This is a genomic window from Piscinibacter sp., assembly GCF_047600445.1.
Classification (GTDB): Bacteria; Pseudomonadota; Gammaproteobacteria; order Burkholderiales; family Burkholderiaceae_C; genus Piscinibacter.
The window spans coordinates 2,475,738-2,499,348 of sequence record NZ_JASGKT010000002.1; the positions used below are offsets into that span (position 1 = coordinate 2,475,738).

Annotated in this window: 24 protein-coding genes; 6 read left to right on the top strand and 18 right to left on the bottom strand. The window is 71.3% G+C overall.

What is annotated here, in order from left to right; all coding sequences use genetic code 11:
- Positions 1-52: 52 nt before the first annotated feature.
- Positions 53-1,147, top strand: a complete 1,095-nt coding sequence (locus QM792_RS15780; protein ID WP_415151052.1) for a sensor histidine kinase — start codon at positions 53-55, stop codon at positions 1,145-1,147.
- Positions 1,144-1,950 carry a LytR/AlgR family response regulator transcription factor gene (locus QM792_RS15785; protein WP_415151053.1) on the top strand — a complete coding sequence of 269 codons (807 nt, stop codon included), beginning with the start codon at positions 1,144-1,146 and terminating at the stop codon, positions 1,948-1,950. The genes QM792_RS15780 and QM792_RS15785 overlap by 4 nt, the downstream gene beginning before the upstream one ends.
- 26 nt (positions 1,951-1,976) lie before the next feature.
- Here QM792_RS15785 and QM792_RS15790 read toward each other — a convergent pair whose 3' ends face one another.
- A complete protein-coding gene (locus tag QM792_RS15790) occupies positions 1,977-2,426 on the bottom strand; it encodes a hypothetical protein (RefSeq protein ID WP_415151054.1) in 450 nt (149 codons plus the stop codon).
- 134 nt (positions 2,427-2,560) lie between these two features.
- On the opposite strand from QM792_RS15790, the gene QM792_RS15795 reads away from it, so the two are divergent.
- A complete protein-coding gene (locus QM792_RS15795) occupies positions 2,561-4,351 on the top strand; it encodes a glutamine--tRNA ligase/YqeY domain fusion protein (RefSeq protein ID WP_415151055.1) in 1,791 nt (596 codons plus the stop codon).
- A gap of 358 nt (positions 4,352-4,709) precedes the next feature.
- Here QM792_RS15795 and QM792_RS15800 read toward each other — a convergent pair whose 3' ends face one another.
- The 15 genes from QM792_RS15800 to flgB form a co-directional block, all read right to left on the bottom strand.
- Positions 4,710-6,290 carry a diguanylate cyclase domain-containing protein gene (locus QM792_RS15800; RefSeq protein WP_415151056.1) on the bottom strand — a complete coding sequence of 527 codons (1,581 nt, stop codon included), beginning with the start codon at positions 6,288-6,290 and terminating at the stop codon, positions 4,710-4,712.
- Between the two features lies 1 nt (position 6,291).
- The gene (locus QM792_RS15805) at positions 6,292-8,535 is read right to left on the bottom strand and encodes a putative bifunctional diguanylate cyclase/phosphodiesterase (RefSeq protein ID WP_415151057.1); all 2,244 of its coding nucleotides are present in this window, start codon (positions 8,533-8,535) and stop codon (positions 6,292-6,294) included.
- On the bottom strand, positions 8,532-8,933 hold the full coding sequence (locus QM792_RS15810; protein WP_415151058.1) for an Hpt domain-containing protein: 402 nt from the start codon (positions 8,931-8,933) through the stop codon (positions 8,532-8,534). Before QM792_RS15810 ends, QM792_RS15805 begins: the two co-directional genes overlap by 4 nt.
- A 232-nt stretch (positions 8,934-9,165) precedes the next feature.
- Positions 9,166-10,362, bottom strand: a complete 1,197-nt coding sequence (locus QM792_RS15815) for an EAL and HDOD domain-containing protein (RefSeq protein WP_415151059.1) — start codon at positions 10,360-10,362, stop codon at positions 9,166-9,168.
- Positions 10,363-10,369: 7 nt separating this feature from the next.
- The gene (gene flgL, locus QM792_RS15820) at positions 10,370-11,572 is read right to left on the bottom strand and encodes a flagellar hook-associated protein FlgL (protein WP_415151060.1); all 1,203 of its coding nucleotides are present in this window, start codon (positions 11,570-11,572) and stop codon (positions 10,370-10,372) included.
- A 14-nt stretch (positions 11,573-11,586) separates the two neighbouring features.
- Complete coding sequence (gene flgK, locus QM792_RS15825) at positions 11,587-13,575, bottom strand: flagellar hook-associated protein FlgK (protein ID WP_415151061.1); 1,989 nt, start codon at positions 13,573-13,575, stop codon at positions 11,587-11,589.
- A gap of 117 nt (positions 13,576-13,692) precedes the next feature.
- Entirely contained in the window at positions 13,693-14,511 is an 819-nt protein-coding gene (flgJ, locus tag QM792_RS15830; protein WP_415151062.1) for a flagellar assembly peptidoglycan hydrolase FlgJ, read from the bottom strand.
- A complete protein-coding gene (locus tag QM792_RS15835) occupies positions 14,511-15,677 on the bottom strand; it encodes a flagellar basal body P-ring protein FlgI (RefSeq protein ID WP_415151063.1) in 1,167 nt (388 codons plus the stop codon). The genes flgJ and QM792_RS15835 overlap by 1 nt, the downstream gene beginning before the upstream one ends.
- 19 nt (positions 15,678-15,696) lie before the next feature.
- Positions 15,697-16,287 carry a flagellar basal body L-ring protein FlgH gene (locus QM792_RS15840; protein WP_415151064.1) on the bottom strand — a complete coding sequence of 197 codons (591 nt, stop codon included), beginning with the start codon at positions 16,285-16,287 and terminating at the stop codon, positions 15,697-15,699.
- 155 nt (positions 16,288-16,442) lie between these two features.
- A complete protein-coding gene (gene flgG, locus QM792_RS15845; RefSeq protein WP_415151065.1) occupies positions 16,443-17,225 on the bottom strand; it encodes a flagellar basal-body rod protein FlgG in 783 nt (260 codons plus the stop codon).
- A 20-nt stretch (positions 17,226-17,245) separates the two neighbouring features.
- A complete protein-coding gene (gene flgF / locus QM792_RS15850; RefSeq protein WP_415151066.1) occupies positions 17,246-17,971 on the bottom strand; it encodes a flagellar basal-body rod protein FlgF in 726 nt (241 codons plus the stop codon).
- Between the two features lie 122 nt (positions 17,972-18,093).
- The gene (flgE, locus tag QM792_RS15855; protein ID WP_415151067.1) at positions 18,094-19,296 is read right to left on the bottom strand and encodes a flagellar hook protein FlgE; all 1,203 of its coding nucleotides are present in this window, start codon (positions 19,294-19,296) and stop codon (positions 18,094-18,096) included.
- A 24-nt stretch (positions 19,297-19,320) separates the two neighbouring features.
- Positions 19,321-19,956 (bottom strand): flagellar hook assembly protein FlgD, encoded by a 636-nt coding sequence (locus QM792_RS15860; protein ID WP_415151068.1) that lies wholly within the window; start codon positions 19,954-19,956, stop codon positions 19,321-19,323.
- A 20-nt stretch (positions 19,957-19,976) separates the two neighbouring features.
- Entirely contained in the window at positions 19,977-20,381 is a 405-nt protein-coding gene (gene flgC, locus QM792_RS15865) for a flagellar basal body rod protein FlgC (protein WP_415151069.1), read from the bottom strand.
- A gap of 11 nt (positions 20,382-20,392) precedes the next feature.
- A complete protein-coding gene (gene flgB / locus QM792_RS15870) occupies positions 20,393-20,797 on the bottom strand; it encodes a flagellar basal body rod protein FlgB (RefSeq protein WP_415151070.1) in 405 nt (134 codons plus the stop codon).
- A 131-nt stretch (positions 20,798-20,928) separates the two neighbouring features.
- On the opposite strand from flgB, the gene flgA reads away from it, so the two are divergent.
- The 3 genes from flgA (at position 20,929) to QM792_RS15885 (ending at position 22,462) form a co-directional block, all read left to right on the top strand.
- Entirely contained in the window at positions 20,929-21,624 is a 696-nt protein-coding gene (flgA, locus tag QM792_RS15875) for a flagellar basal body P-ring formation chaperone FlgA (RefSeq protein WP_415151071.1), read from the top strand.
- A 120-nt stretch (positions 21,625-21,744) separates the two neighbouring features.
- On the top strand, positions 21,745-22,059 hold the full coding sequence (gene flgM / locus QM792_RS15880; RefSeq protein WP_415151072.1) for a flagellar biosynthesis anti-sigma factor FlgM: 315 nt from the start codon (positions 21,745-21,747) through the stop codon (positions 22,057-22,059).
- A gap of 13 nt (positions 22,060-22,072) precedes the next feature.
- The gene (locus QM792_RS15885; protein ID WP_415151073.1) at positions 22,073-22,462 is read left to right on the top strand and encodes a hypothetical protein; all 390 of its coding nucleotides are present in this window, start codon (positions 22,073-22,075) and stop codon (positions 22,460-22,462) included.
- Between the two features lie 69 nt (positions 22,463-22,531).
- On the opposite strand, the gene QM792_RS15890 is transcribed toward QM792_RS15885, so the two are convergent.
- Both QM792_RS15890 and QM792_RS15895 read right to left on the bottom strand, forming a co-directional pair.
- The gene (locus tag QM792_RS15890; RefSeq protein WP_415151074.1) at positions 22,532-23,038 is read right to left on the bottom strand and encodes a YdeI/OmpD-associated family protein; all 507 of its coding nucleotides are present in this window, start codon (positions 23,036-23,038) and stop codon (positions 22,532-22,534) included.
- A gap of 183 nt (positions 23,039-23,221) precedes the next feature.
- Entirely contained in the window at positions 23,222-23,572 is a 351-nt protein-coding gene (locus tag QM792_RS15895) for a VOC family protein (RefSeq protein ID WP_415151075.1), read from the bottom strand.
- Between the last annotated feature and the right edge of the window lie 39 nt (positions 23,573-23,611).

Here is a 23,611-nt window from a genome sequence, read left to right on the forward strand (position 1 = left end):
CAGCGGCGGCCCGTCGCAGCGCGTCGCCGCCCCCTCGGCGCCGCGCCGCACAATGCCCGCCATGGACACGCCCGCGCCCTTCCCGCCCACGCCGCCACGGCGCGGCTTGCTGGCGCGCGGCGTGCGCGTGATGCTGATCGGCACGCTGATCACCACGCTGTTCACGCTCGCCTCGCCGCAGGCGCCGGCCATCTCGTTCGCCTACGGGCTGCCGGTCACCTTCTGCTGCTGGCTGTTCATCGACGGCGGCCGGCTGCTCGCCGCGCGCTGGGTGAACCGCCGCGGCCTCGTCACCCACGACGCGCAGTGGCCAGGCTGGCCGTGGATGGCGGCCGTGCTGGTGCTGGGCACGCTGCTCGGCGCCGCGCTGGGCCACGCGCTCGGCGACCGCCTCACCGGGCAGGACACGGGCCGCCTGTGGTTCGGCGGCGCTCAGGGCCTGCTGACGATGCTGCTGCTGTGCATGATCCCCGGCATCGTCGCCACCTGGTTCTTCTACACGCGCGGCCGCATCGCGGCGATCGAGGCGCAGGCCGAGCAGGCGCAGCGCCAGGCGGCCGAGGCGCAGCTCAGGCTGCTCGAGGCGCAGCTCGAGCCGCACATGCTGTTCAACACGCTGGCCAACCTGCGCGTGCTGATCGCGCTCGATCCGCCGCGCGCGCAGGCCATGCTCGACCAGTTGATCGCCTTCCTGCGCGCGACGCTGAACGCCTCGCGCGCCGGGCGCCACGCGCTCTCGGCCGAGTTCTCGCGCGTGGCCGACTACCTGGCGCTGATGCAGGTGCGCATGGGCGAGCGGCTGCGCACGCAACTCGAGCTGCCCGACGAACTGGCCGCCGCGCCGGTGCCGCCGCTGCTGTTGCAGCCGCTGGTGGAAAACGCCATCCGCCACGGCCTAGAGCCGAGCGTGGACGGCGGGCGCATCGCCGTCACGGCATCGCGCGACGGCCCGACGCTGCTGCTGCGCGTGCGCGACACCGGCGTCGGCCTGGCCGCCCCGGCCGGCGACGGCACGCGCTTCGGCCTGCAGCAGGTGCGCGAGCGCCTGGCCACGCTGTACGGCGAGCGCGCCTCGCTGACACTGGAAGCCGCCGCCGATGCCGAAGGCGGCACGATCGCCACCGTCCGACTGCCGCTCGCCCCATGACCACCGCGCTGATCGCCGAAGACGAAACCCTGCTCGCCGAGCACCTGCGCGCCGAGCTGACGCGGCTGTGGCCCGAGCTGCGCATCGCCGGCATCGCGCCGCACGGCGCCGCGGCGGTGGAGATGGCGCTGGCGCAGCGGCCCGACATCGCCTTCCTCGACATCCGCATGCCCGGCCTGAGCGGGCTGGAGGCCGCGCAGGCGATCGCCGAGGAATGGCCGCAGGGCGGCCAGCCGCCGCTGCTGGTGTTCGTGACGGCCTACGACCAGTACGCGCTGCAGGCCTTCGAGCGCGCCGCGGTCGACTACGTGCTCAAGCCGGTGCAGCCCGAGCGCCTGGCGCAGACGGTGGCGCGGCTGCGCGAGGCGCTGCGGCGGCGCGATTCGGCCGGCGCGGGCGAGGCCGAGGCGACGCTGGCGCGGCTTCGCAGCCTGCTCGGCACGCCCGGGCTGGGCGCGCCGGCCGTGGCGCCGGCGCGGCTGGCGGTGATCCAGGCCGCCGGCGCCGGCTCGACCGTGCACCTGGTGCCGGTCGACGAGGTGATCTATTTCGAGGCGGCCGACAAGTACGTGCGCGTCGTCACCGCCGAGCGCGAGCACCTGATCCGCACCTCGCTGCGCGAGCTGCTGCCGCAGCTCGACCCGCAGCGCTTCTGGCAGGTGCACCGCGGCACCGTGGTGCGCTGCGACGCCATCGCCAGCGCGCTGCGCGACGACGCCGGCAAGCTGACGCTGACGCTGCGCGGCCATCCCGACCGCCTGGGCGTCAGCCGCCTGTACGCGCACCGCTTCAAGCCGATGTAGGCGGGCCGCACCGGCTGCGTGGCCTGTCAGTGGCGCTGCTTGCGGTCGTCGCGCCAGTCGCGGTAGCCGCCGCGGTTGTCGCGCCGGTTGTCGTGGCGGTCGCGCCAGTTCGGGATGCCGTCGCGGTCACGGTCGCCCCAGCGGTTGTCGTAGCGGTGCGGCGCGCCGTAGACCACCGGCGTCGGTGCCCGGTACACGACACGCGGCGCCGGATACACGACACGCGGCGGCGGCGTGTAGACCACCGGCGCGGGTGCGTACACCACCGGCGGCGGCGCATAGACCACCGGCGCCGGGGCGTAGACCGGCGCGGGTGCGTAGACGGGCGCCGGTGCGTAGACCGGTCCGCTGGAGATCACGGTGGCCACCGGCGGGAGGTTGATGCCGATCGACCAGTGGACATGGCCGGCCTGGGCGCTGCCGGCGGCCAGCAGCGATGCGGTGGCGGCGATGGCGGCAATCAGGGACTTGTTCATGCGGTTTTCTCCTTGTGCGGCGCGCAAGCGTGGCGCACCTGCCGTCGACAACGGCCGGCCGGGGGGCCGGCGTTGACGGCGCGCGGGCCGGCCAAGGTAAAGACATGTTGCGCAGCGCACCTAGAATCGCCCGCATGAGTTCCGCGCCCGCCGACGACAGCCCCAAGCCCAGTAGCGCCAGCAACTTCCTGCGCCAGATCATCGAGCGCGACATCGAGGCCGGCACTTACGCGCAGCGCCGTTTCGCGGGCTCGCCGGGCGATGCCGCGCACCACGCCGGCGCGCCGCTGGACGCCGCGCGCATCCGCACCCGCTTCCCGCCCGAGCCGAACGGCTACCTGCACATCGGCCACGCCAAGAGCATCACGCTGAACTTCGGCCTGGCCGCGGAGTACGGCGGCGTGTGCCACATGCGCTTCGACGACACCAACCCCGAGAAGGAAGAGCGCGAGTACGTCGACTCCATCCTCGACGCGGTGAAGTGGCTCGGCTTCGACTGGCGCGCCAACGGCACCGAGCACCTCTACTACGCCAGCAACTACTTCGACTTCATGTACCGCGCCGCCGAGGCGCTGATCGCCGCCGGCCACGCCTACGTCGACGAGCAGACGCCCGAGCAGATGCGCGCGAGCCGCGGCGACTTCGGCACGCCCGGCACGAACAGCCCGTTCCGCGACCGCGCGCCGGCCGAGAACCTGGCGCGCTTCCGCGAGATGCGCGACGGCGGGCACGCCGACGGCACGATGGTGCTGCGCGCGAAGATCGACATGGCCTCGCCCAACATCAACCTGCGCGACCCGGCCATCTACCGCATCCGGCACGCCGAGCACCACAACACCGGCAGCCGCTGGTGCGTCTACCCGATGTACACCTACGCGCACCCGATCGAGGATGCGCTCGAGCAGATCACCCACAGCATCTGCACGCTGGAGTTCGAGGACCAGCGCCCGTTCTACGACTGGCTGCTCGACACGCTGTGCGCGCTGGGCCTGCTGGCGCAGCCGCGCCCGCACCAGTACGAATTCGCGCGGCTGAACGTCACCTACGTGATCACCAGCAAGCGCAAGCTCAAGGCGCTGGTCGACGAGAAGATCGTCGACGGCTGGGACGACCCGCGCATGCCCACCATCGTCGGCCTGCGCCGGCGCGGCTACACGCCAGAGGCGATCCGCCTGATGTGCGAGCGCGCCGGCACCAGCAAGGCCGGCGGCTGGACCGACTACGCCAGCCTCGACATCGCGCTGCGCGACGACCTGGAAGGCAAGGCGGCGCGCGCGATGGCGGTGATCGACCCGCTGAAGCTCACGCTGACGAACTGGTCCGAGGTCTTCGGCGGCGCCGCCAGCGAGCCCTGCCACGCGCCGGCGCATCCGCAGCGGCCCGAACTGGGCGAGCGCCGCTTCGGCCTCGGGCCGGCCTTGTGGATCGAGCGCGACGACTTCGCCGAGGTGGCGCCCAAGGGCTTCTTCCGCCTCTTCCCCGGCAACAAGGTGCGCCTGAAGTACGGCGTGGTGGTCGAGTGCACCGGCTGCGCGAAGAACGAGGCCGGCGACGTCACCGAGGTGTTCGCCGCCATCGTGCCCGACACGCGCAGCGGCACACCGGGCGCCGACCGCGTCAAGGTCAAGGGCACGATCACCTGGGTCGGCGCGCACGACGCGCTGCCGGCCGAACTGCGCCTGTACGACCGCCTGTTCACCGACCCGCAGCCGGACGCCGGCGGCAAGGACTTCAAGGCCAGCCTGAACCCGGCGAGCAAGCGCGTGGTGACGGGCTATCTCGAACCCTCGCTCGCCGGCCTCGCGCCCGACACGCGCGTGCAGTTCGAGCGCCACGGGTATTTCGTGACCGACCGCGTCGATCACACGGCGGCCGGGCCCGTGCTCAACAAGATCACGGGGTTGAAGGACACCTGGGCGAAGTAGGGTCTATCTATCGGGCGTAGTGCGTCTGGAGCGGCGCGGCAGGCGCGGCCCCGTGGGGGCTCATGCGGTGGCGGTCGGTGCTGCGCACCGACTTCGCTGCGATGCTCGGCACCGGGGTCGCGTCGCGGAACTCGCTGCGCGGGCCTTGCCCGCTGCGCTCAGACACCCGCGACGAGCATGAAGACGAAGCGCGCGGGTGTCTGAGCGCAGCGAACGAAGTGAGCGTAGTGAGTTACGCGGCAGGGCCGCAAGCCCGAGCACCGCAGGGGAGTCGGCGCCAGCCGACCGCCTCATCGAAGCGCCGCGGGCGCCCCGGACGGCCCTTTGCCGCGCCACCAACCGACGCACACTCTGCGCCTCAACCGATGCAAGTGCGATTCTTGCCCGCGCGCTTGGCCTCGTAGAGCGCCTGGTCGGCGCGTTCCAGCGCCGCCTCGATGGTCTCGCCGGCCCGGTAGGCGGTGACGCCGGCCGAGAAGGTCACGAACACCTGCTTGTTCTCGTGCATGAACAGGCCGCCCGAGAGCGAGCGCTGCAGGCGCGTCAGGATCTGCTGGCCCTCTTCCACCAACGTGGCCGGCAGCAGCACCACGAACTCCTCGCCGCCGTAGCGGGCCACCATGTCGCTCGGGCGCAGCGCCCGGCTCGCCACCGCGGCGAGCGAGCGCAGCGCCTCGTCGCCGGCGGCGTGGCCCAGTTCGTCGTTCAGGCGCTTGAAGTTGTCGATGTCGAGCAGGCCGACGGCCAGCGCGGCGCCGTCGCGCTCGACGCGCGAGCGCTCGGCGTCGAAGGCGTGCAGCAGGCCGCGGCGGTTGGCGATCTGCGTCAACTGGTCGGTCGAGACCTCGTTCGACAGGCGGCGCAGCTCGCTTTCCAGCTCGCCGACACGCGCCGTCAGCGCGCTGGCGCGCACGTGCTCTTCCTTCAGGCGGCCCTGCGTCTGCTGCACCAGCGCCTGCACGGTGCGGCTTTCCTCGACCATCTCGCGCACCACGCCGGCCAGGCTTTCGAGCGAGTCGGCCTTCTCGATCACGTCGGCGTAGCGCCCCACGCTGTCGTGGAAGCGGCCGGTCTGCGAGCCCAGTTCGTCGAGTTCGCTGAGCATGCGGTTGATCAGCGTCTTGAGCGCCTCGCGCGCCTTCTCGCGCTCGCCGCGCAGCGCGCTCTGGCGCTCGCGCGTGTCGCGCAGCAGGTCGCCGACGGCCTTCACGCCGCGCGCGCTGAGGCCCTCGTCGAGCTTGACGCGCATCGCGTCGCACTGGCCCTTGGCCCAACTGTCGTCCTCGGCGAGTTCGCCCAGGCTCGCGGTCAGCTCGCGGCACAGCGCGCCGAGCTGCTCGACGAGGTGATGGCGGTGCTGCAGCACGATGCCGGCGCGGCGGCACAGCGCGTCGAGCTCGTCGGCCAGCGGCACCGACGCGCCTTCGCGCACCACGCGCTCGACCAGCCTGCCCAGCGCCTGCGCGAGCGGTTCGGCCTCCTCGCCGGGCGGCGGCAGCGCGCGGCAGGTGGCGGCGCCGAGCGCGGCGACGACGCGGCCCCAGGGCGGCGGCTCGTCGAGCGCCGCCGGCGCCGTCTCGATCGTGCCGTCGGGCGTGTCGGAACCCCAGCTCGCGACCAGTTGCGTCAGGCGCTGCTGCAGGCGCCTGGCGTCGCTGCGGCTGCCTTCGAGCACGCGCAGCAGGCTGTCCTTGCGGCGCGCCGCGGTCCAGTGGCGCCCGCCGCGCTCGATGCCGCTGACCAGCTTGCCGATCAGCTCGGCCAGCGCCGCGCCGTCGCCGGCCGTCGGTTCGCCGGCCTCGCGGGCATAGGCGCGCGCGTAGTTGTCGGGGGTCGGTTCGAGCTTGTCGAGCACCAGGCGGCGCAGCGCGGCCTTGGCGATCTGCGCCGGCATCACCTCGGCGCCGGGGCGGGGGGTCGGGGTGCGCGGGGCGTCCATGTCAGCCGGCCGGCCGGCTGCGCAGGCCGATCGGGCGCAGCGTCTCGGCCAGATCGGCCTCGCCGACCTTGCCGATCCAGGGCGCCTTGCGCGGCAGCACGGTCTGCTGCAGCCAGGCCTCGATGTCCTCGGCCGGCTGCGGGCGGCTGAACAGGTAGCCCTGCATCAGCCAGCAGCCTTCCTTGTGCAGCGCCTCCATCTGGCGCAGGCTCTCGACGCCCTCGGCGATGACGCGCAGGCCGAGCGCGCGCGCCAGCGAGATGATCGCCTTGACGATCGCGCTGCTGGCCGGCGTCAGGCCGAGGTCGCGCACGAAGCTGCGGTCGATCTTCAGCTCGGAGATCGGCAGCGTGGTCAGGTAGGCGAGCGACGAGTAGCCGGTGCCGAAGTCGTCGATCGAGATCTCGACGCCGATCTCGTTGAGCCGGTGCAGCGAGGGGATCACGCTCTGCAATTCCTTCATCAGCCCGGTCTCGGTGATCTCGAGCTGGATCGCGTGGTGCGGCACGCCGTAGGCGCTGACCGCGGCGTGGATGTGCTCGACCAGGTCGGTGCGCTCGAACAGCCGGCTCGGCAGGTTGACCGCGATCGACTCGGCGAAGCCGAAGCCGTCCTGCCAGATGCGCGCCTGGCGCGCCGCCTCGCGGATCGCCCATTCGGAGAACGGGTTGATCAGGCCGGTCTCCTCGGCCAGCGGGATGAAGTCGCCCGGCGCCACCAGCTCGCCGCCGCGCCGCCAGCGCATCAGCGCCTCGGCGCCGACCATGCGCGCGCTGCGCACGTCGATCTTGGGCTGGTAGTGCAGCACCAGTTCCTCGCGCTCCAGCGCCTTGTGCAGGTCGGTCTCGAGCGCGAGCTTCTCGCGGCCCTTGCCGGCCAGCATCGGCGAGTAGAGCTGCTGGCTGTTGCGGCCGCTGGACTTGACGGCGTACATCGCCACGTCGGCGTTGCGCAGCACGTCGGCCATCGTCGCGCCGTCGCGCGGGTACAGCGCGATGCCGACGCTGGCGGTGACGAAACATTCCTGCCCGCCGACGAAGATCGGCTCGCGCATCAGGTCGAGGATGCGGCGCGCGACGCGCTCGGCGTCGTGTTCGTCGGCCACCTCGGGCAGCAGCGCGACGAACTCGTCGCCGCCCAGGCGCCCCACCGCCTCGAGCGTGCGGTGCGAGCGCGAGCCCATCGCCTCCAGCGAGCTTTCCATCGCCTGGTCGGAGTGGCGCACACACGAGCGCAGCCGGCGCGCCACCTCCATCAGCAGCTCGTCGCCGGCGCCGTGGCCGAGCGTGTCGTTGATGATCTTGAAGCGGTCCAGGTCGATCAGCAGCAGCGCCACCTGGTGGCCGAGGCGGCGCGCGTGTTCGAGCGCGCGCTCGGTGCGCCAGATCAGTTGGCGCCGGTTCGGCAGTCCGGTCAGGCCGTCGAAATTGGCCAGGTGCTTGATCTTGTCCTCGGCGACGCGGCGGTCGGTCACGTCCTGCACGATGCCGGTGTAGCCGATCAGGCTGCCGTGCTCGTTGAACTCCGGCTCGGCCTCGACGTGAACGATGCGCTGGCGGCCGTCGAGCAGCGTGACGGTGACGTCGCGCGCCAGCACGGAGCTGTGCCGCAGCACCTCGCGCAGCACGGTGGTCAGGCTGTCGCGCTCCACCTCGGGCAGCATGCGCAGCAGCGCGCGGAACGGCAGCTTCTCGTCGGGCGAGAGGCCGAACACGCGCAGGCCCTCGGCCGAGAACACCGGCCCGCCGTCGCCGCGCTTCCAGTCGAAGCTGCCCATGCGCGCCAGGTCCTGCGCGCGCGCCAGGCGCGCCTTGGCGCGCTCCAGCTCGTGGCGCGTGCGCGCCGAGCGCAGCAGGTAGCGCAGCCGGCCGGCGAGCAGGCTCCATTGCGTCGACTTGACGAAGAAGTCGGTCGCGCCGGCCTCGTAGGCGCGCGTGATCGAGGCGTCGTCGTCCAGGCCGGTGAGCATCAGCACCGGCAGCGATTCGAAGCCGGGCAGGTGGCGCAGCCGGCGGCAGGTCTCGAAGCCGTCGATGCCGGGCATCAGCGCGTCGAGCACCACCACGTCGGGCAGCCACTCGGCGAGGATGCGCGTCGCCTGCTCGCCGCCGGTGGCCTCGGTGATGTCGAAGCCGCGCTCGCGCAGCGCGATCGAGGTCAGCAGCAGGTTGACCTCGTCGTCGTCGACCAGCAGCACGCGCGGCTGCGCGGGCAGGTCGTCGTCGCGGTGGTGGACCGGGTTCATGCGGCGGCGCCGAGCAGGGACTGGATGGCCGCGCGCACCGCGGCCAGCTCGGCCGTCAGCGCCGCCAGCGGCGGCTCCAGGTCGTCGGCGCGGCCGTCGCGCACGATCGCCTCGATCGCGGCGCACTGCTGCGACAGCGTCAGCGCGCCGATGCTGGCCGAGGACGACTTGAGCGTGTGCACCACGTGGCGCACGCCGTTGCGGTCGCGGCCGGCGCGCGCCGCGTCGAGCTGCGGCAGCAGCCGCAGCGCCGAGGTCTCGTAGGCGCGCAGCACCCGTTCGATCAGCTTGTTCTCGCCCTTGGGGTCGAGTTCGCGCAGCCGTTCGAGCGCCTGCTCGTCGAGCACGGCGGTCGCGGTCGTGAGGGTCGGCAGGTCGGACACGGGGCGGTCGGTCAAGGAATCCGGGGGATCTGCGCTGGTTCGAGGCTATTGTCTTGCACCCCCGCCCTGGCGCGCGCCGGGCGCGGCAGGCGATGCGCCATCGGGCGGCAGGATGTCACGCGAGGGGCGACCGGACGTTGCGGCAATGCCGCCACCCTCGGTAATGCGCAGCTCGCGCGGCGCCGCCGTCGCCGGGCGTGAGCGTGACCCGCGTCACGAACCGCGGCACCACGCCCGGCGCGCCGCGTCATTCGAGCTGCGACGCGGCGGTGAGCGCGCGCAGTTGCGCGCGGTTGATCTCGCTGACGCCCAGCATCAGCGCGTCGGCGGCTTCGCGGAAGTCGAACAGCGAGCCGCTCTCGACCGCGCGCACCATGTGCAGGTAGGGCTGGAACGGGCCGGACTCCTCGGCCAGCGCCTCGTAGACGCGCCCGGGCACCGGGATGTTGGCGAGCAGTTCGGCGAAGGGCTGGCGGAACACGCGGTCGAGCAGCGAGAACACGCCGCAGATGAACAGCTCGCTGCGCATCTCCTCGTCGCTGCTGGAGCGGCCCAGCTCCTCCATCAGCAGCCCGCGGCGCACGGCGGCGAACATCACCGGCTTCATGTTGACGTCCTTGCTCGCGGTGGCCAGCAGCAGCGCCAGCCAGCGCTTCAGGCGCTTGTAGCCGAGCATCATGATGGCGTGGCGGAACGAGCTGATCTCCACGCGCAGCCCGAAGGCCGGCGAGTTGATGTAGCGCATCAGCCTGAAGGCGAGCGAGGGGTCGCGCTTGAGCGTGTTCTCGAGCTTGTCGATCGGCTCGGCGGCGTCGACCTGGCGGATCAGCTCGACCATGGTCTGCATGTCGGCCTGGCCCGCGGCGGCCTGGTCGCCGGCCTGGATCGCGTCGTCGATCGGCCAGCCGAGCACCGCCTCGGCGCCGCGCGCGAAGGCCTGCTCCATCTCGGCGATGGTGCGCACGCCGCCTTGCAGGTGCGGGATGCTGCGCTTCACGCCGGGCGGCGGCTGGGTGCCGTCGAGCCGGCGGTCGTCGGACAGGTCGATGATCGAGTACTTGAAGCAGGGCAGCACTTCGCGCGGCAGCTCGACCAGAGGCCGGCCCTTGAGCAGCAGCTCGTTGCCGTTGGCGCGCAGCGCGACGATGGCGGCGGTGTTGGTCGCGTCGCAGGCCATGAAGGCCGGGATCTCGATCATCACATTGCCGGCCGGCCGCGCCCGCATCAGGTCCTGCAGCAGCGACTCGCCGGCGACGTTCAGCGACACCTTCGCGCCGTCGGCCGGCCAGACGCCGGCGACCGCCTCGAGCAGTTGCGCGGTGTCCAGCGCCGCGTCGGGCTTGAGCGGGAACACGGTCAGCCGCGTCGCCGAGACCGAGCGGTTCTTGGCGATGTAGGGCGAGTAGCCGAGGGCCACCTGGCCGAGGATCGCGACGTCGGGCATGGAGAGCTCAGGTCCTGAGGTAGTCGAACAGCGACAGGCGCTGCACCATCGAGTACGACTTCAGCGCGGCATCGTAGCCGGTTTGCATGTTCTCGAACTTCGAGATCGCCTCGGTCATGTCCAAATCTTCCGCATCACTGCGCTGTATCTGCGCCGACAGCTTCTGGTCGGCCAGCCGCGAGGTCTCGCCCTCGATGCGCGAGAGCATCTCGCCGGCCAGCGCGCGCGCGCCTTGCAGCCGGGCCATCGCCTGGTCGATGTCGCGCAGCGCGTCGCTGTTGCCCTGCGCGATCTGCGCCGGGCCGCGGCCGCCGGTGGCGAGCTGCGCGGCGGCGCGGTCGAGCACGTCGAAGATCGACAGCGTCGAGGTCGAGGGCTGCACGCTGAAGCTATCGCCGGCCGCCGGCGCGCCGCTGATGCGGAACGTCATGCCGTCGACCGTGATGTCCTGGCCCGAGGTGTAGGGCGCGGCGCTCACGGCGGTGGGCACGCCGTCCTTCAGCACCGCGTAGGTGGTCGCGCCGCCCGAGACGGAGAACTCCAGCGTGTAGGTCGAGCCGGTCAGCGCCGAGGGGTCGCTGACCTGGCCGTTGTCGATCCAGGCCTGGGTCACGCCGCTGCCGGCGCGTGTCTGGAACACGCCGTTGCCGGTGCGCGCGGTCATGAAGACACCCTCGCCGTCGACGGTCAGCGGCAGGTCGGTGCCGGCCTCGGTGCGGCGCTCGCCGCCGATGCCGTGGTAGGCCACGCCGCCGGGCGCGTCGACGAAGGGCTGCGCGGTCGCGCCCTGGCCGCCGAACAGGTGGTTGCCGGCGCCGTCGGTGCGGTTCGCCACCGCGAACAACTGGCTGCGGATGGCCGTGATCTTGTCGGCCAGGTTGCGGCGCTCCTGGTCGCTGTACGAGGCGTTGCCGGCGGCCACCATGGCCTCGCGCGCCTGCTGCAGCAGCTCGATCGAATCGGCCATCGCCGTCTCCGACAGCGACATCGCGGTGCGGCTCGCGTCCACCGCGCGCTGGCTGGTCTCGGCGCGCATCTGGCCGGCCAGCGCACGCTCGGCGCGCGCCGCGGCGGCCGGGTCGTCGCTCGCCTTGAGCACACGCTTGCCGCTGGTCAGGCGCTCCTGCGATTCGGCCATCTCGACCTGGCGCTTCTGCAAGGTGGCGATGCCGCTCTCGGTCAGGCGCAGCGTGCTGATGCGTACCGTCATGTCGTCTTTCCCTTTCAAGCGCCGGCGGTTTGCAGCAGGGTATCGAACAGCGATTGCGCCACCTGCAGCATCTTCGCCGCCGCCTGGTAGCTCTGCTGGAACTGGATCAGCCGCGCCGCCTCTTCGTCGAGGTTGACGCCGACGCGGGCCGTCAGGTCGGCCTCGGCCTGGTCGGCGATCGAGGCCGACTGCTGCGCCGTCAGCGTCGCGCCCTGCACGCGCACGCCCACCTCGGCGAGCAGGTTGGCGTAGGCGTCGGTGACGCTGGCGCCCGGCACCACGCTGCCATTGGGCAGCGTGCGCTGGCCCACCAGGCCGGCGTCGCGCAGCGCCATCATCGCCTTGGCGTTGCCGTTGTCGGCGGCCGGGAACGGCGTGTCGCCCACCGTCAGCGTGTCGCCGCTGCGCGGCACGCCGCTGAGTTCGAGCGACCAGTCGTAGCGCTGCCCCGGCGCGGCCGGCGTCCAGGCGTCGCTGCGGATCGGCTCGCCGGGTGTCCAGGTGCCGGTGCCGCTGCGCACCAGCGCGTTGCTGGCGTCGCGCAGTTCCCAGGTGTAGCCGCCGTTGTCGTCGGTGAAGACGATGCTGGCGGTCAGCGGCGCCGCGGCGGCATCGACGGCGGTGGCGCTGAGCGCCGCGACCGATGCGCTGCCGACGTTGTCGACGCCGAAGGTGGCCGCCACCGGCGAGGCCGCGGCGAGGCCGCGTGTGTTCTCCAGCGCCAGCTTCGCGCCGCTGGCCGCCGCGGCCACCGGCTGCAGCAGGAAGCGGTCGCCGGCCGCGGGCGCCGGCGTGCCGATGGTGATGCGCATGCCGTCGACCACCGCGCCGTCGGCGACGGTCTGCGACAGGCCGTCCGACAGCCGCGTCAGCCTGTAGCTGCCGGGCGGCAGCGAGGGGTCGGCCAACAATTCGTAGTCGCTCGCCTGAAGCTCGGTCGGCTCGACGATGTCGATGGCGACGTTCGCGCCGCCCGTGTTGCTCGCCGCCGGCAGCACACGCGGCGCGCCCACGGCCAGCAGCGGCGCGCCGCTGCCGGGCGGCTGGCCGCCGTCCAGGCCGAGCGCCTGCTGCCGGTTCACGCTGCCGGCCACCGCCGCGGCGAACTGGCCGAGCTGGTTGCGCGCCGCCACCAGGTCCTCGTTCTGGAAGCGCAGCAGCCCGGTGATCGCGCCGCCGGCCAGTTGCCCCGGCGGCAGCATGCGCAGCGAGCCGCCGTCGACGATGCCGAGCTGCAGCTTGGCGGGGTCGTAGCTGTCGGCCACCGCCGCCAGCGTGGCCGCCCGGTTGCCCAGCACCAGCGTCTGCCCGCCGCCGACGAACAGGCTGGTGCTGCCGTCGCCCGCGTCGACGGTGGTGACCTGGATGTACTTGCCGATCTCGCTGATGGCCTGGTCGCGCTGGTCGAGCAGGTCGTTGGGCGACTGGCCCGAGCCCTTGGCCAGCGCGATCTTCTGGTTCAGATCGGCCACGCGCCCGGCCAGCATGTTGACCAGCGCGACGTTCGCCTTCAGTTCCTCGTCGACGCCGCGCTGCAAGGTGTCGAGCTGGCGGCCGGCGGTTTCCAGCTTGCTCGCGAACTCGCCGGCGCGCGCCAGCACCACCTGGCGCGCCGAGGTGTCGGACGGCCGGTTGGCCACGTCCACCAGCGCGTTGAACATCTGCGCGGCGGCGTGGCCCAGGCCCGATTCGCCCAGGCCGAACACCTTCTCCAGTTGCGAGAGCTGGCTGGCGCGCGCCGCGTCGGCGGCGGCCACGGCCTTGGTGGTGGCGGCCTCGCGGGTCAGGAAGGCGTCGTGCTCGCGCTGCACCGTGGCGACGTTGACGCCCTTGCCGAAGAAGCCGGCGCCGGTGTACTGGCCGCCGTTGGTCTCCAGCACCACGCTCTGGCGCGAGTAGCCCACGGTGTTGGCGTTGGCGATGTTGTGGCCGGTGGCCTGCAAGGCGGCGTAGTTCGCGCTCATCGCGCGCATGCCCAGCGACATCAATGCGGATGCGCTCATGACGTCAGCCCCTCGTCCGATGGGTACATCGGCCGATCCCCCGAGGGGATGCGGGCCGGCTTGGGAGCGGCCCGGCGCTCGGCCCGCGGCTTCCAGGTAGATCGCATGAGAGCGTCCTCAGCTCAAGGCCCGCTGCAGGCGCAGCGTGGTGTTGATCGTGCGCGCCAGCTTGTCGGCGTAGGCCGGGTCGGTGGCGTAGCCGGCGTCCTGCAGGCCTTGCGCGAAGCCGCGCGCGCTGCCCGCGTTGGCCACCACGCCGGTGTAGCGCGGGCTGGTCTTCATCAGGCGCGCGTAGTCGGCGAACGATTCGGCGGCGCTCGCGTAGGCGCGGAACTTCGCCGTCACCTTGCGCGCCTCGCCGTTCACGTATTCGGTGGTGGTCACCTCGGCGACCGGGCCTTTCCAGGACGGCCCGGCCTTGATGCCGAACAGGTTGTTCGACGCGCTGCCGTCGGCGTTGCGGATCTCGCGCCGGCCCCAGCCGCTCTCGTGCGCGGCCTGCGCGATCATGAACGCGGCCGGAATGCCGGTGGCGGCCTCGGCGGCGCGCGCCGCCTCGCCGTGCCGGCTGACGAAGCCGGCCTGGTCGCCCAGGCCCTTGCGGCTTTCCGCGCCCGGCGCCGGCGCGCCCGCCGCGGCGGGAACGGCCGGCTGCGCGCCGCTCATCTGGCGTTCGAGCTGCCGCGCGATGATCTCCGACAGCCCGCCCGGCAGCCCCGTCATCCTGGTGGCGAACTGCGTGTCGAGCATCTCGGTGCCGAGGCGCGAGCCCTCGTTGTCGAGCATGCCGCCGGCCATCGAGGCATCGCGCATGCTCTTCATCAGTTGCTGCATGAACAGCGCCTCGAACTGCTTCGCGGTCTCCTTGATCGCCGCCTTCGGGTCGGTGGCGGCGCTGAACTTGAGCGCGTCGAGCGAGCGCAGGTCGATGGCCATCAGATCACCTCCAGCTCCGCGTTGAGCGCGCCGGCCGCCTTGATGGCCTGCAGGATCGCCAGCAGGTCCTGCGGCGTCGCGCCGAGCGAGTTCAGCGCCTTGACCACGTCCACCAGTTGCGTGCCGGCGGGCATCTCGATCAGCGAGCCGGCCTGCTGGCTGATGGTGATGTCGGCCTTCTCGCGCGCCACCGTGCGGCCGCCGGCCAACGGGCCGGGCTGGCTGACCACCGGCGTGGTGCTGATCGTCACCGACAGGCTGCCGTGCGCCACCGCGCAGGGCGCGAGCGTGACCGCCTGGTTGACGACGATCGAGCCGGTGCGCGCGTTGATCACCACGCGCGCGGCCGGCGCGGCGCGCTCGATGGCGAGGTTCTCGATGTCGGCGAGGAAGGCCACGCGCGCGGCCGGCGCCGCCGGCATGCGCACGCGCACGGTGCGGCCGTCGAGCGCCTGCGCGACGCCCTCGCCCATCTTCGCGTTGATCGCCCCGGCCACGTCGCGCGCGGTGCCGTAGTCGCTGGCCGCGAGGTCGAGCTGGATGGCGTCGCCCTGGTTCAGCGGCGTGGGCACGGCGCGCTCGACCGTCGCGCCCTCGGGCACGCGCCCGGCGGCGAGGTGGTTGATCTGCACCTTGGAGCCGGCCGCCGAGGCGCCGGCGCCGCCGACGATCAGGTTGCCCTGCGCCAGCGCGTAGATCTGGCCGTCGGCGCCCTTCAGCGGCGTGGCGATCAGCGTGCCGCCGCGCAGGCTCTTGGCGTTGCCCAGCGACGAGACGTTGACGTCCAGCGTCTGCCCCGGCTGCGCGAAGGGCGGCAGTTGCGCGGTGACCATCACCGCGGCGACGTTCTTCAACTGCATGTTCGCGCCGGCCGGCACCGTGACGCCCATCTGCTGCAGCATCGCGGCGATGCTCTGCGTGGTGAAGGGCGTGGAGGTGGTCTGGTCGCCGGTGCCGTCGAGGCCGACGACGAGGCCGTAGCCCACCAGCGGGTTGCTGCGCACGCCCTGCACGCTGGCGATCTCCTTGATGCGCGCCGAGCCGACGGCATGGGCGGCGGCGGGCCACCACAGCGCGGCGCTGGCGGCCAGCGCGGCGATCGCGATCAGCGTGCGCAGCAGCGCTTCGACGCGCTCGCCGGGGACGGAGGCGGAGTCATGTTCCATGACCCCATTCTTGGCGCGCTCAGATCGGCAGAACGTTCAAAAAGAAGCGTGCCAGCCAGCCAATTCCGTTCGCCTCGGCCTGCGCGCCGCGCCCGCGGTGCTCGATGCGCACGTTGGCGATCTGCGCGCTGGGCACGCTGTTGCCGGGCTGGATGGCGCGCGGGTCGACCTGGCCGGAAAAGCGCAGCACGTCGACGTTGTGGTTGACGCCGATCTGCTTCTCGCCGGCGACCAGCAGGTGGCCGTTGGGCAGCACGCCGGTGACGGTGGCGGTGATGGTGCCCGAGAAGTCGTTGGTGTTCTCGGTGCTGCCCTTGCTGTCCATGGTGTTGCTCGAGCTGCCGGCGACGCTGGCGCGGCCGAACGAGTTGCTCGAGATGAACGGCAGCGCGGTGATGCCGGCGGCGACCTTGCCGCTCTTGTCGATGCTGCTGGTGCTCTTCTGCGTCGCCGAGACCTTCTCGACGATCAGCACGGTCAGCGTGTCGCCGACCAGCCGCGCGCGGTGGTCCTCGAACAGCGGGCGGTACTGCGCGGCCTGGAAGATCGCGCCGTTGTTCAGCACCGGCGCCGGCTGGGCCAGCGGCAGCGCGCTGGTGGGCTCGGCCACGTCGACCTTGGCCGGCGCGTTGAGGGCCTGGCAGCCGGCCAGAGCAAGAACGGCAAGCAGCAGGACAAAGCCAAGCGGTCGCCGCGGAACCGGCTTTGCCGGGCCGCTGGCGGCGCCCCCCTGGGGGGGAGCGCCGAAGGCGCTACGGGGGGGGGTCATAGCTGCCCCAGCTTTTGCAGCATCTGGTCGGAGGTCTGGATCGCCTTCGAGTTCAGCTCGTAGGCGCGCTGCGTCTGGATCATGCCGATCAGCTCCTCGACCACGTTGACGTTGCTCGTTTCGAGAAAACCCTGGCGCAGCGTGCCCAGCGCGTTGCTGCCCGGCGCGCCGGTCTGCGGCGTGCCCGAGGCGGCCGTCTCGGCGTAGAGGTTCTCGCCCTTGGCCTCCAGCCCGGCCGGGTTGACGAAGGAGGCGAGCTGGATCTGGCCCAGCGTCTGCACTTGCGCGCTGCCCGGCATCGTGGCGCTGACGGTGCCGTCGGTGCCGATGCTGACGCTCTGCGCCGTGGCGGGGATGGTGATGCCGGGGTTCAGCAGGTAGCCGCTGTTGGTGACGATCTGGCCCTGCGGGTTGACCTGGAACGAGCCGTCGCGCGTGTAGCCGGTGGTGCCGTCGGGCAACTGCACCTCGAAGAAGCCGTTGCCCTGCACCGCCACGTCCAGCGGGTTGCTGCTTTGCTGCAGGTTGCCTTGCGTGAAGCTGCGCACGTTGGCCACCGCGCGCGTGCCCAGGCCCACCTGCAGGCCGGTGGGCAGCGTGGTTTCCTCGGAACTGCTCGCGCCGGCCTGGCGGATGTTCTGGTACATCAGGTCCTCGAACACCACGTGCGACTTCTTGTAGCCGTTGGTGGCCGAGTTGGCGAGGTTGTGCGAGATGGCGTCCAGTTGGGTCTGCTGGGCTTCCATGCCGGTTTTCGAGGTCCACAGCGATCGCATCATGATCGGCTCTCCTTCGTCTGTTACGACATCGACAGCAGTTGCGCCGCCGCCTTCTCGTTGCCTTCGGCGGTCTGCAGCATGCGCATCTGCGCCTCGAACTGGCGCGCCGCGGCGATCATCGCCACCATGGTCTCGACCGGGCTGACGTTGCTGCCCTCCAGCGCGCCGTCCTGCAAGCGCGCGTTGGTGTCGGCGGGCAGTTCGCCGCCGGCCGCGCGGAACAGGCCGTCGGTGCCGCGGTTCAGCGGCGCCTCGGGCGTCACCAGCTTGAGGCGGCCGATGTTGTCGATGCGGCCGTTCGCCGCGCGCGCGCTGACCGTGCCGTCGGCGGCGATGCTCAATTCGGAATCGGCCGGCGCCTGGACCGGCCCGCCGTCGCCCAGCACGGGCAGGCCGGACTGCGTCACCAGCGTGCCGTCGGCGGCCACTTCGAGCGAGCCGCCGCGTGTGTACGCCTCGGTGCCATCCAGCGCCTGCACCGCCAGCCAGGCCTGTCCGCGCATCGCCACGTCCAGCGGCCGGCCGGTGGTGGCCACCACGCCCGGGCTCATGTCGTGGCCGGGCGTCGATTCGAGCGCGTAGACGCGCGTGCTCGCGCCGCTGCCCTGCACCGGCACGGCGCGAAAGGCCGTCAGCTCGGCGCGGAAACCCGGCGTCGAGGCGTTGGCGAGGTTGTTCGCCAGCACGTCCTGGCGCTGCATGTCGGCCTTGGCGCCGGCCATGCTCAGGTAGATGAGGCGGTCCATCGCGGTCTTTCAGTAAAACCCCGTTCGCCCCGAGCTTGTCGAAGGGTGGCCGAGGGGCACGATGGGCTTCGACGGGCTCAGCCCGAACGGGTGCGGGGTCGAGTTCACGGCGCGTCGGTCCCTCAGCGCAGGTTCACCAGCGTCTGCAGCACCGCGTCCTCGGTCTTGATGGTCTGCGCGTTGGCCTGGTAGATGCGCTGCGCGGTCATCATCGAGACCAGCTCGGCGGTCAGGTCGACGTTGGAGTCCTCCAGCGCGCCGGACTGCAGCATGCCGCGGTTCTGCTCGCCGGGGTTGCCCTGGATCGGCGCGCCGGCGGCCGTGGTCGCGGCCCAGGCGTTGCCGCCCATCGGCTGCAGGCCCTGCGGGTTGCGGAAGGTCACGAGCTGCACCGTGCCGGCGGCCAGCGTCTCGCCGTTCGAGAAGCGCGCGGTGATGGTGCCGTTGTCCTCGATCATCACGCCGACGAGCTGGCCCGGCGCGTAGCCGTCCTGCGCCAGGTCGGTGACGCCGAAGGCGGTGCCGTACTGGGTGATCGTCGACAGGTCGAGCGCGATGTTCAGCGTGCCGGTGGACGGCGTGTTCGCCATCGTCACCGAGGCCGGCGACGGCGAGACGGTGGGCGTGGCGCCGCTGGGGTCGTAGCTCAGCGTGAAGGTCTGCGGCGTGGTCTCGCCCTCGGGCAGCGCGTGGACGGTCCACTCGTTGGCCGCCGTCTTGCGGAAGTAGTAGGTCAGCGCGAGGTCGTTGCCCTGCGAGTCGTAGACGGTCGTCGAGGTGGCGTTGTTGTAGCTCGCCACGTTGCTCGGGTCGAAGGCGATGCCGGGGTCGATCGCGGTGGCGCTGGCCGGCAGGTTGGCCTCGATGGCCATGCGCGTCGTGCTGCGCGCGCCCATGCCGGCGGTCGGCAGGCGCAGCGGCGAGGGGTAGCTGCCGTCGGCGGCGCGGCCGATGAGCTGCTCGCCCTGCGTGGTGACGATGTTGCCGGTGGCGGCCTCGATCTTGAACTGGCCGTTGCGGGTGTACAGCGTGCGGCCGTTGCCGTCGCGCAGCTCGAAGAAGCCGGCGCCGTTGATCGCCACGTCGAGCGAGTTCTCGGTGGTGGTGATGTTGCCCTGCGTGAACTGCTGCGCCACCGTGGTCATGCGCGTGCCGATGCCGGGGCTGGTGTTGCCGGTGCCGGCCAGCGCGCTGGAAACCATGTCGGCGAACTCGGCGCGCGACGACTTGAAGCCGAAGGTGTTCGCGTTGGCGACGTTGTTGCCGATCACCTCGAGGTTCCTGGCGGTGGCGTTGAGGCCGGAGAGTCCTTGCTGGAAGCCCATGTGCGTGTCCCTGAGTGATGTGGTTCAGTTGAAGGCCTTGACCGCCCGGTAGTCGACGCTGCCGCCGCGCGCCAGCTCGAGGCTGAAGCCGGTGCCCGAGGCGGCGACGGCGTTGACCGAATCGCGCATCAGCGGCGTGGCGGTGGTCGAGACGCCGCCCAGCCGCGAGGTGACGCGAAAGCGCAGCCCGGTGTCGTTGGTCGCGGTGCCGGCGTTCCAGTCGAAGCTGTGCATGCCGGCCGTCTGCGCGCCGAGTTCGAGCGTGTCGATCACCTGGCCGCCGGCCGAGAGCACCTCGACCTTCACCGCGTCGGCCGCCGAGGTCAGCTCGAAGCCGCCCTGCGCCACGCCGTCGTGGATGTCCAGCAGGTTGCCCGGCACGATCACGTCGCGGCCCACCAGCGAGGCGCCCTGCAGCGCCTGCAACTGCACGAACTGGCTCGACAGCCCCTCGACGGTGGTGTTGAGCTTCTCGATGCCGGTGACCGTCTGGATCTGCGCCATCTGGCTGGTGACCTGGGCGTTGTCCATCGGGTTGAGCGGATCCTGGTTCTGCATCTGCGCGACCAGCAGCTTCAGGAAACGCTCGGAGGCGTCGGTCGCCGTCGTGCTGCTCTGCGCAGCGACGCCGCCGACGGAAGAAACGGAGGAGACGGCCATGGGATTCCTTCAGCGCGGCGTCACTGGCCCAACTGCAGCGTCTTCAGCAGCAGGCTCTTGGCGGTGTTCATCACCTCGACGTTGTTCTGGTACGAACGCGAGGCGGAGATCATGTTGACCATCTCCTCCACCGGATTGACGTTGCTGTAGGTGACGTAGCCCTCGGCGTCGGCGCCGGGGTGCTTGGGGTCGTGCACGCGGCGGCCCTGGGTCTGGTCTTCCTGGATGGTGCTGACGCGCACGCCGGCCGCGCCCACCGAGCCCATCAGCTCGGTCTGGAACACCACCTGGCGCGCCTTGTAGGCCTGGCCGTCGGGGCCGGCCACGGTGTCGGCGTTGGCGAGGTTGCTCGCCACCACGTTCAGGCGCTGGCTCTGCGCCGAAGCGGCGCTGCCCGAGACGTTGAAGATGTTGAACATCGACATGAGGCGCCTCCTTACTGGCCCTTGATGGCGTCGAGCATCGTGCGCACGTTGCCGTTGATGAAACGCAGCGTCGCCTCGTACTTCACGCTGTTGTCGGCGAAGGCGGCGCGCTCGCGGTCCATGTCGACGCTGTTGCGGTCGAGGTTGGTCTGGCTGGCGCTCGCGTAGAGCAGGTTGGGCTCGGCGCGCGCGCCGGTGGCCGCGGCGATGTGGCTGCCGGCCGAGGTGGCCAGCGTCGCGGCCGGCTGCGCCGCGCCGGTGGCCTGCTTCAACGCCGTCGCGAAATCCATGTCGCGCGCCACGTAGCCCGGCGTGTCGGCGTTGGCGATGTTGCTGGCCAGCAGGCGCTGGCGTTCCGAGCGCAGCGCGAGGGCCTGGCCCTGGAAGTCCAGCGTTGCGGTGAGTCGGTTCAGCATGGTCGTGCGTCCGGTTGGGGGCTCGTGAAGGCATTCTGTTCAGCACCCCGCCGGACATAAGCGGAATAAGCGCCCCCTTAGGCCGCCATTTCGCCGCCTTGTGCTGGACGCCGCCGCCCTACAGTGCCCACATGCATTCGTGGGCCTGCATCCTTCTCTGCGCGAGCGCGCTGCTGGGCGCGGCGCCCGTTCGCGCCGACGGCGACATGTCCGGCGTGCACGAGCAGGTGAAACAGTTCGCCGGCGCCTCGGTGCAGGCGGCGCAGGACACCCGGGTGCAGGTGGAAGTCGGCTCGCTCGACCCGCGCCTCAAGCTCGCGCCCTGCGCGCAGATCCAGCCCTACCTGCCGCCCAGCGCGCGGCTGTGGGGCCGAAGCCGCATCGGCCTGCGCTGCGCCAGCGGGCCGACGCGCTGGAACGTCTACCTGCCGATCACCGTGAAAGTGTTCGCGCCGGCCGTCGTCGCCACGCGCGCGCTGCCGGCCGGCAGCGTGCTGCAGGAAGCCGACCTCGCTCGAGCCGAGGTCGACCTGGCCGAAGAATCGTCGGCCGCCCTGCGCAGCGCCGGCGCCGCGCTCGGCCGCGCGCTCGACCGGCCGCTGGCCGCCGGCGCCAGCCTGCGCCAGTCGCACCTCCGGCCGCGCCAGTGGTTCGCCGCCGGCGAAACCGTGCAGTTGCTGGCGCAAGGCCCGGGCTTCCAGGTGGGCGGCAGCGGGCAGGCGCTGAGCGCCGGCATCGAAGGCCAGCCGGTGCGCATCCGCGCCGAGAGTGGGCGCATCCTCACTGCCGAAGCGGTGGGCGAGCGGCGCGCGCGGGTGCATCCGTGAACGGCGTCACCCCATGAACGAGGGCATTTCCCGAAAAGAGCCTAAAGTCACGCCACGTGGCTCCGATAAGGCATGCATGCCCGCCGGAGACCACCCCGGCGCCTCCATCGGGAGAACACCATGAAGATCGGCCATCCTGCAGACAAACGCAACGTCGTCGCCAACGAGAAGGCCGCCGAGCCCAAGGCCGCGGCCGAAACCGCCAAGCAGACGGGCGTGGCCCAGGCCGCCGGCGGCGCCGACCCGAGCGCGAAGGTCGAACTCTCCAGCGCCGCCAGCCTGCTGGCCAACCCGGGCGCGGCCGACTTCGACGCCGAGAAGGTGCAGCGCATCGCGCAGGCCATCGCCGACGGCAGCTTCCAGATCGACGCCGAGGTGATCGCCGACAAGCTGATCGCCAACGCGCACGAAGTGCTCGGCAAGGTTCAACGCTGACCGAAAGCCGCCCTTGAGCGACACACCCGCCCCCTTCCCCACCGACACCGGCCTCGACGCGGCGCTGACCGCCGTCGAGGAACGGCTGGCCGCGCTCGGCGACGCGCTGCGCGCGCGCGACAGCGCCGCCATCGAACAGCAGGCCGACGAACTGCACCGCGCGCTCAGCGGCGCGGTCGCCCAGTTCGGCCAGGCCGCCAAGCGCGGCCCGATCACCCCCGCGCTGCGCCAGCGCCTGGCCCGCACCAGCGGCCTGGTGGCGGCGCAACGCGAATCGCTGTCGCGCGCCACCGCCGCGCTGGACCGCGCGATGGACGTGCTGCTGCCGCGCGAGGCGGCGAGCGTGTATTCGCCGCAGGGTTGCGCGGAGCGCGGGCAGCGGGGCGGGGCCGTGCAGGCCTGAGCGTCAGCGAGCTTCTGTTATGAGGGATGCCGGAGCCACCGCTCCGGCATTTCTATTTCCGCGCAAGGTCTACGCAGGGGGCCGGTCGATCGTTTTCTCTGTTCTTTCGTGTGCGGCCACGACGCCCTCCTGGATCCGCCGCTGGCGCGTTTCCGGCCGGGCCGCATCGGCGATTCTGCGGACGATGAAGTTCCGCTTGCCCGGCGGCAACGACTTGAAGGCTTCTTCGACACCTTCGGCCCGCAGCGCGCTTGCCAGGTCGTCGGGAATCGTCACGCCGGCCCGATCGAGGACAGTGATGCGCACTCGAATGCGATCGCCCGTCTCGGTGTTCGTCTCGCGGCGAACCTTCGACTTGATACGAATGCAGTGCCGGCCGCCCCCGACCGGGAACAGGCTCACCTGGAACGGCTCGGAGTCGTTCACGCGGGCCATGACCAGCACCGGGCCCTTGGTTCCCAAGGCCTGGGTGACCTCGGTCGGAACGGAAACGGCGCAGTAGTCCATTCCTTCGGCCCAGTCTTCCAGGACTGCGTGAAACGAGAGTTTCTTGCCGGCGGGTGGGGGCGGCGTCATGGTTGTGCTGCGAGGGAACCGGGAGAAGCTTGCAGCCAAGGTTGGTTGTGCGGCCTGGCGTTTGAACTGGGCCGCGTGCGCCGGTGTCGCGCTTGGCTCGCTGGACGGATGATGAACCACTCCGGGAAGCGGGCCAAGCGCCATGCCGGTGCGTCGGCTTGAATGAATTGTTAGGCCACGCGCTCACTGGAACTGCGTCAGTGATAGAACATGACCATCAGGGTCTTGAAACCACGCCACAAGTGCGCCACTGGGGGCATGCCAAATCCCATCAGCATCCTGATCCACGCCCTCGTAGTGCCGGAATACAACTCCGGCCGCGCTCAAATTTTTCACTGTCTGGCGAATATCCGAAACCGCCCACCCCAATGCGGTGTACGGAGCAACATAAGCCTGCTCGACCTTTTGAATGCGTAGCATCGAGTCGCCAACTTGAAATACCAATGCGGGAGACTCTTCTGCCACGAACGCCAGACCGAGCACGCGCTCGTAAAACGCCCGCGACCCTTCAGGATTTGTGGTTGCCAAGAACAAGATTGGATTCTCGAGTCGTGTCATAAGTGGCCTAACGTC

Coding starts and splice junctions, on each gene's coding strand:
- flgK (WP_415151061.1), bottom strand. CDS start 13,575: ATGAGCGCATCCGCATTGATGTCGCTGGGCATGCGCGCGATGAGCGCG.
- QM792_RS15890 (WP_415151074.1), bottom strand. CDS start 23,038: ATGACGCCGCCCCCACCCGCCGGCAAGAAACTCTCGTTTCACGCAGTC.
- QM792_RS15800 (WP_415151056.1), bottom strand. CDS start 6,290: ATGGACGCCCCGCGCACCCCGACCCCCCGCCCCGGCGCCGAGGTGATG.
- QM792_RS15780 (WP_415151052.1), top strand. CDS start 53: ATGCCCGCCATGGACACGCCCGCGCCCTTCCCGCCCACGCCGCCACGG.
- flgE (WP_415151067.1), bottom strand. CDS start 19,296: ATGGGCTTCCAGCAAGGACTCTCCGGCCTCAACGCCACCGCCAGGAAC.
- flgF (WP_415151066.1), bottom strand. CDS start 17,971: ATGGACCGCCTCATCTACCTGAGCATGGCCGGCGCCAAGGCCGACATG.
- QM792_RS15815 (WP_415151059.1), bottom strand. CDS start 10,362: ATGCCCGACGTCGCGATCCTCGGCCAGGTGGCCCTCGGCTACTCGCCC.
- flgL (WP_415151060.1), bottom strand. CDS start 11,572: ATGACGGTACGCATCAGCACGCTGCGCCTGACCGAGAGCGGCATCGCC.
- QM792_RS15835 (WP_415151063.1), bottom strand. CDS start 15,677: ATGGAACATGACTCCGCCTCCGTCCCCGGCGAGCGCGTCGAAGCGCTG.
- QM792_RS15805 (WP_415151057.1), bottom strand. CDS start 8,535: ATGAACCCGGTCCACCACCGCGACGACGACCTGCCCGCGCAGCCGCGC.
- flgB (WP_415151070.1), bottom strand. CDS start 20,797: ATGCTGAACCGACTCACCGCAACGCTGGACTTCCAGGGCCAGGCCCTC.
- QM792_RS15795 (WP_415151055.1), top strand. CDS start 2,561: ATGAGTTCCGCGCCCGCCGACGACAGCCCCAAGCCCAGTAGCGCCAGC.
- QM792_RS15785 (WP_415151053.1), top strand. CDS start 1,144: ATGACCACCGCGCTGATCGCCGAAGACGAAACCCTGCTCGCCGAGCAC.
- flgJ (WP_415151062.1), bottom strand. CDS start 14,511: ATGGCCATCGACCTGCGCTCGCTCGACGCGCTCAAGTTCAGCGCCGCC.
- flgM (WP_415151072.1), top strand. CDS start 21,745: ATGAAGATCGGCCATCCTGCAGACAAACGCAACGTCGTCGCCAACGAG.
- QM792_RS15860 (WP_415151068.1), bottom strand. CDS start 19,956: ATGGCCGTCTCCTCCGTTTCTTCCGTCGGCGGCGTCGCTGCGCAGAGC.
- flgG (WP_415151065.1), bottom strand. CDS start 17,225: ATGATGCGATCGCTGTGGACCTCGAAAACCGGCATGGAAGCCCAGCAG.
- flgC (WP_415151069.1), bottom strand. CDS start 20,381: ATGTCGATGTTCAACATCTTCAACGTCTCGGGCAGCGCCGCTTCGGCG.
- QM792_RS15790 (WP_415151054.1), bottom strand. CDS start 2,426: ATGAACAAGTCCCTGATTGCCGCCATCGCCGCCACCGCATCGCTGCTG.
- flgA (WP_415151071.1), top strand. CDS start 20,929: ATGCATTCGTGGGCCTGCATCCTTCTCTGCGCGAGCGCGCTGCTGGGC.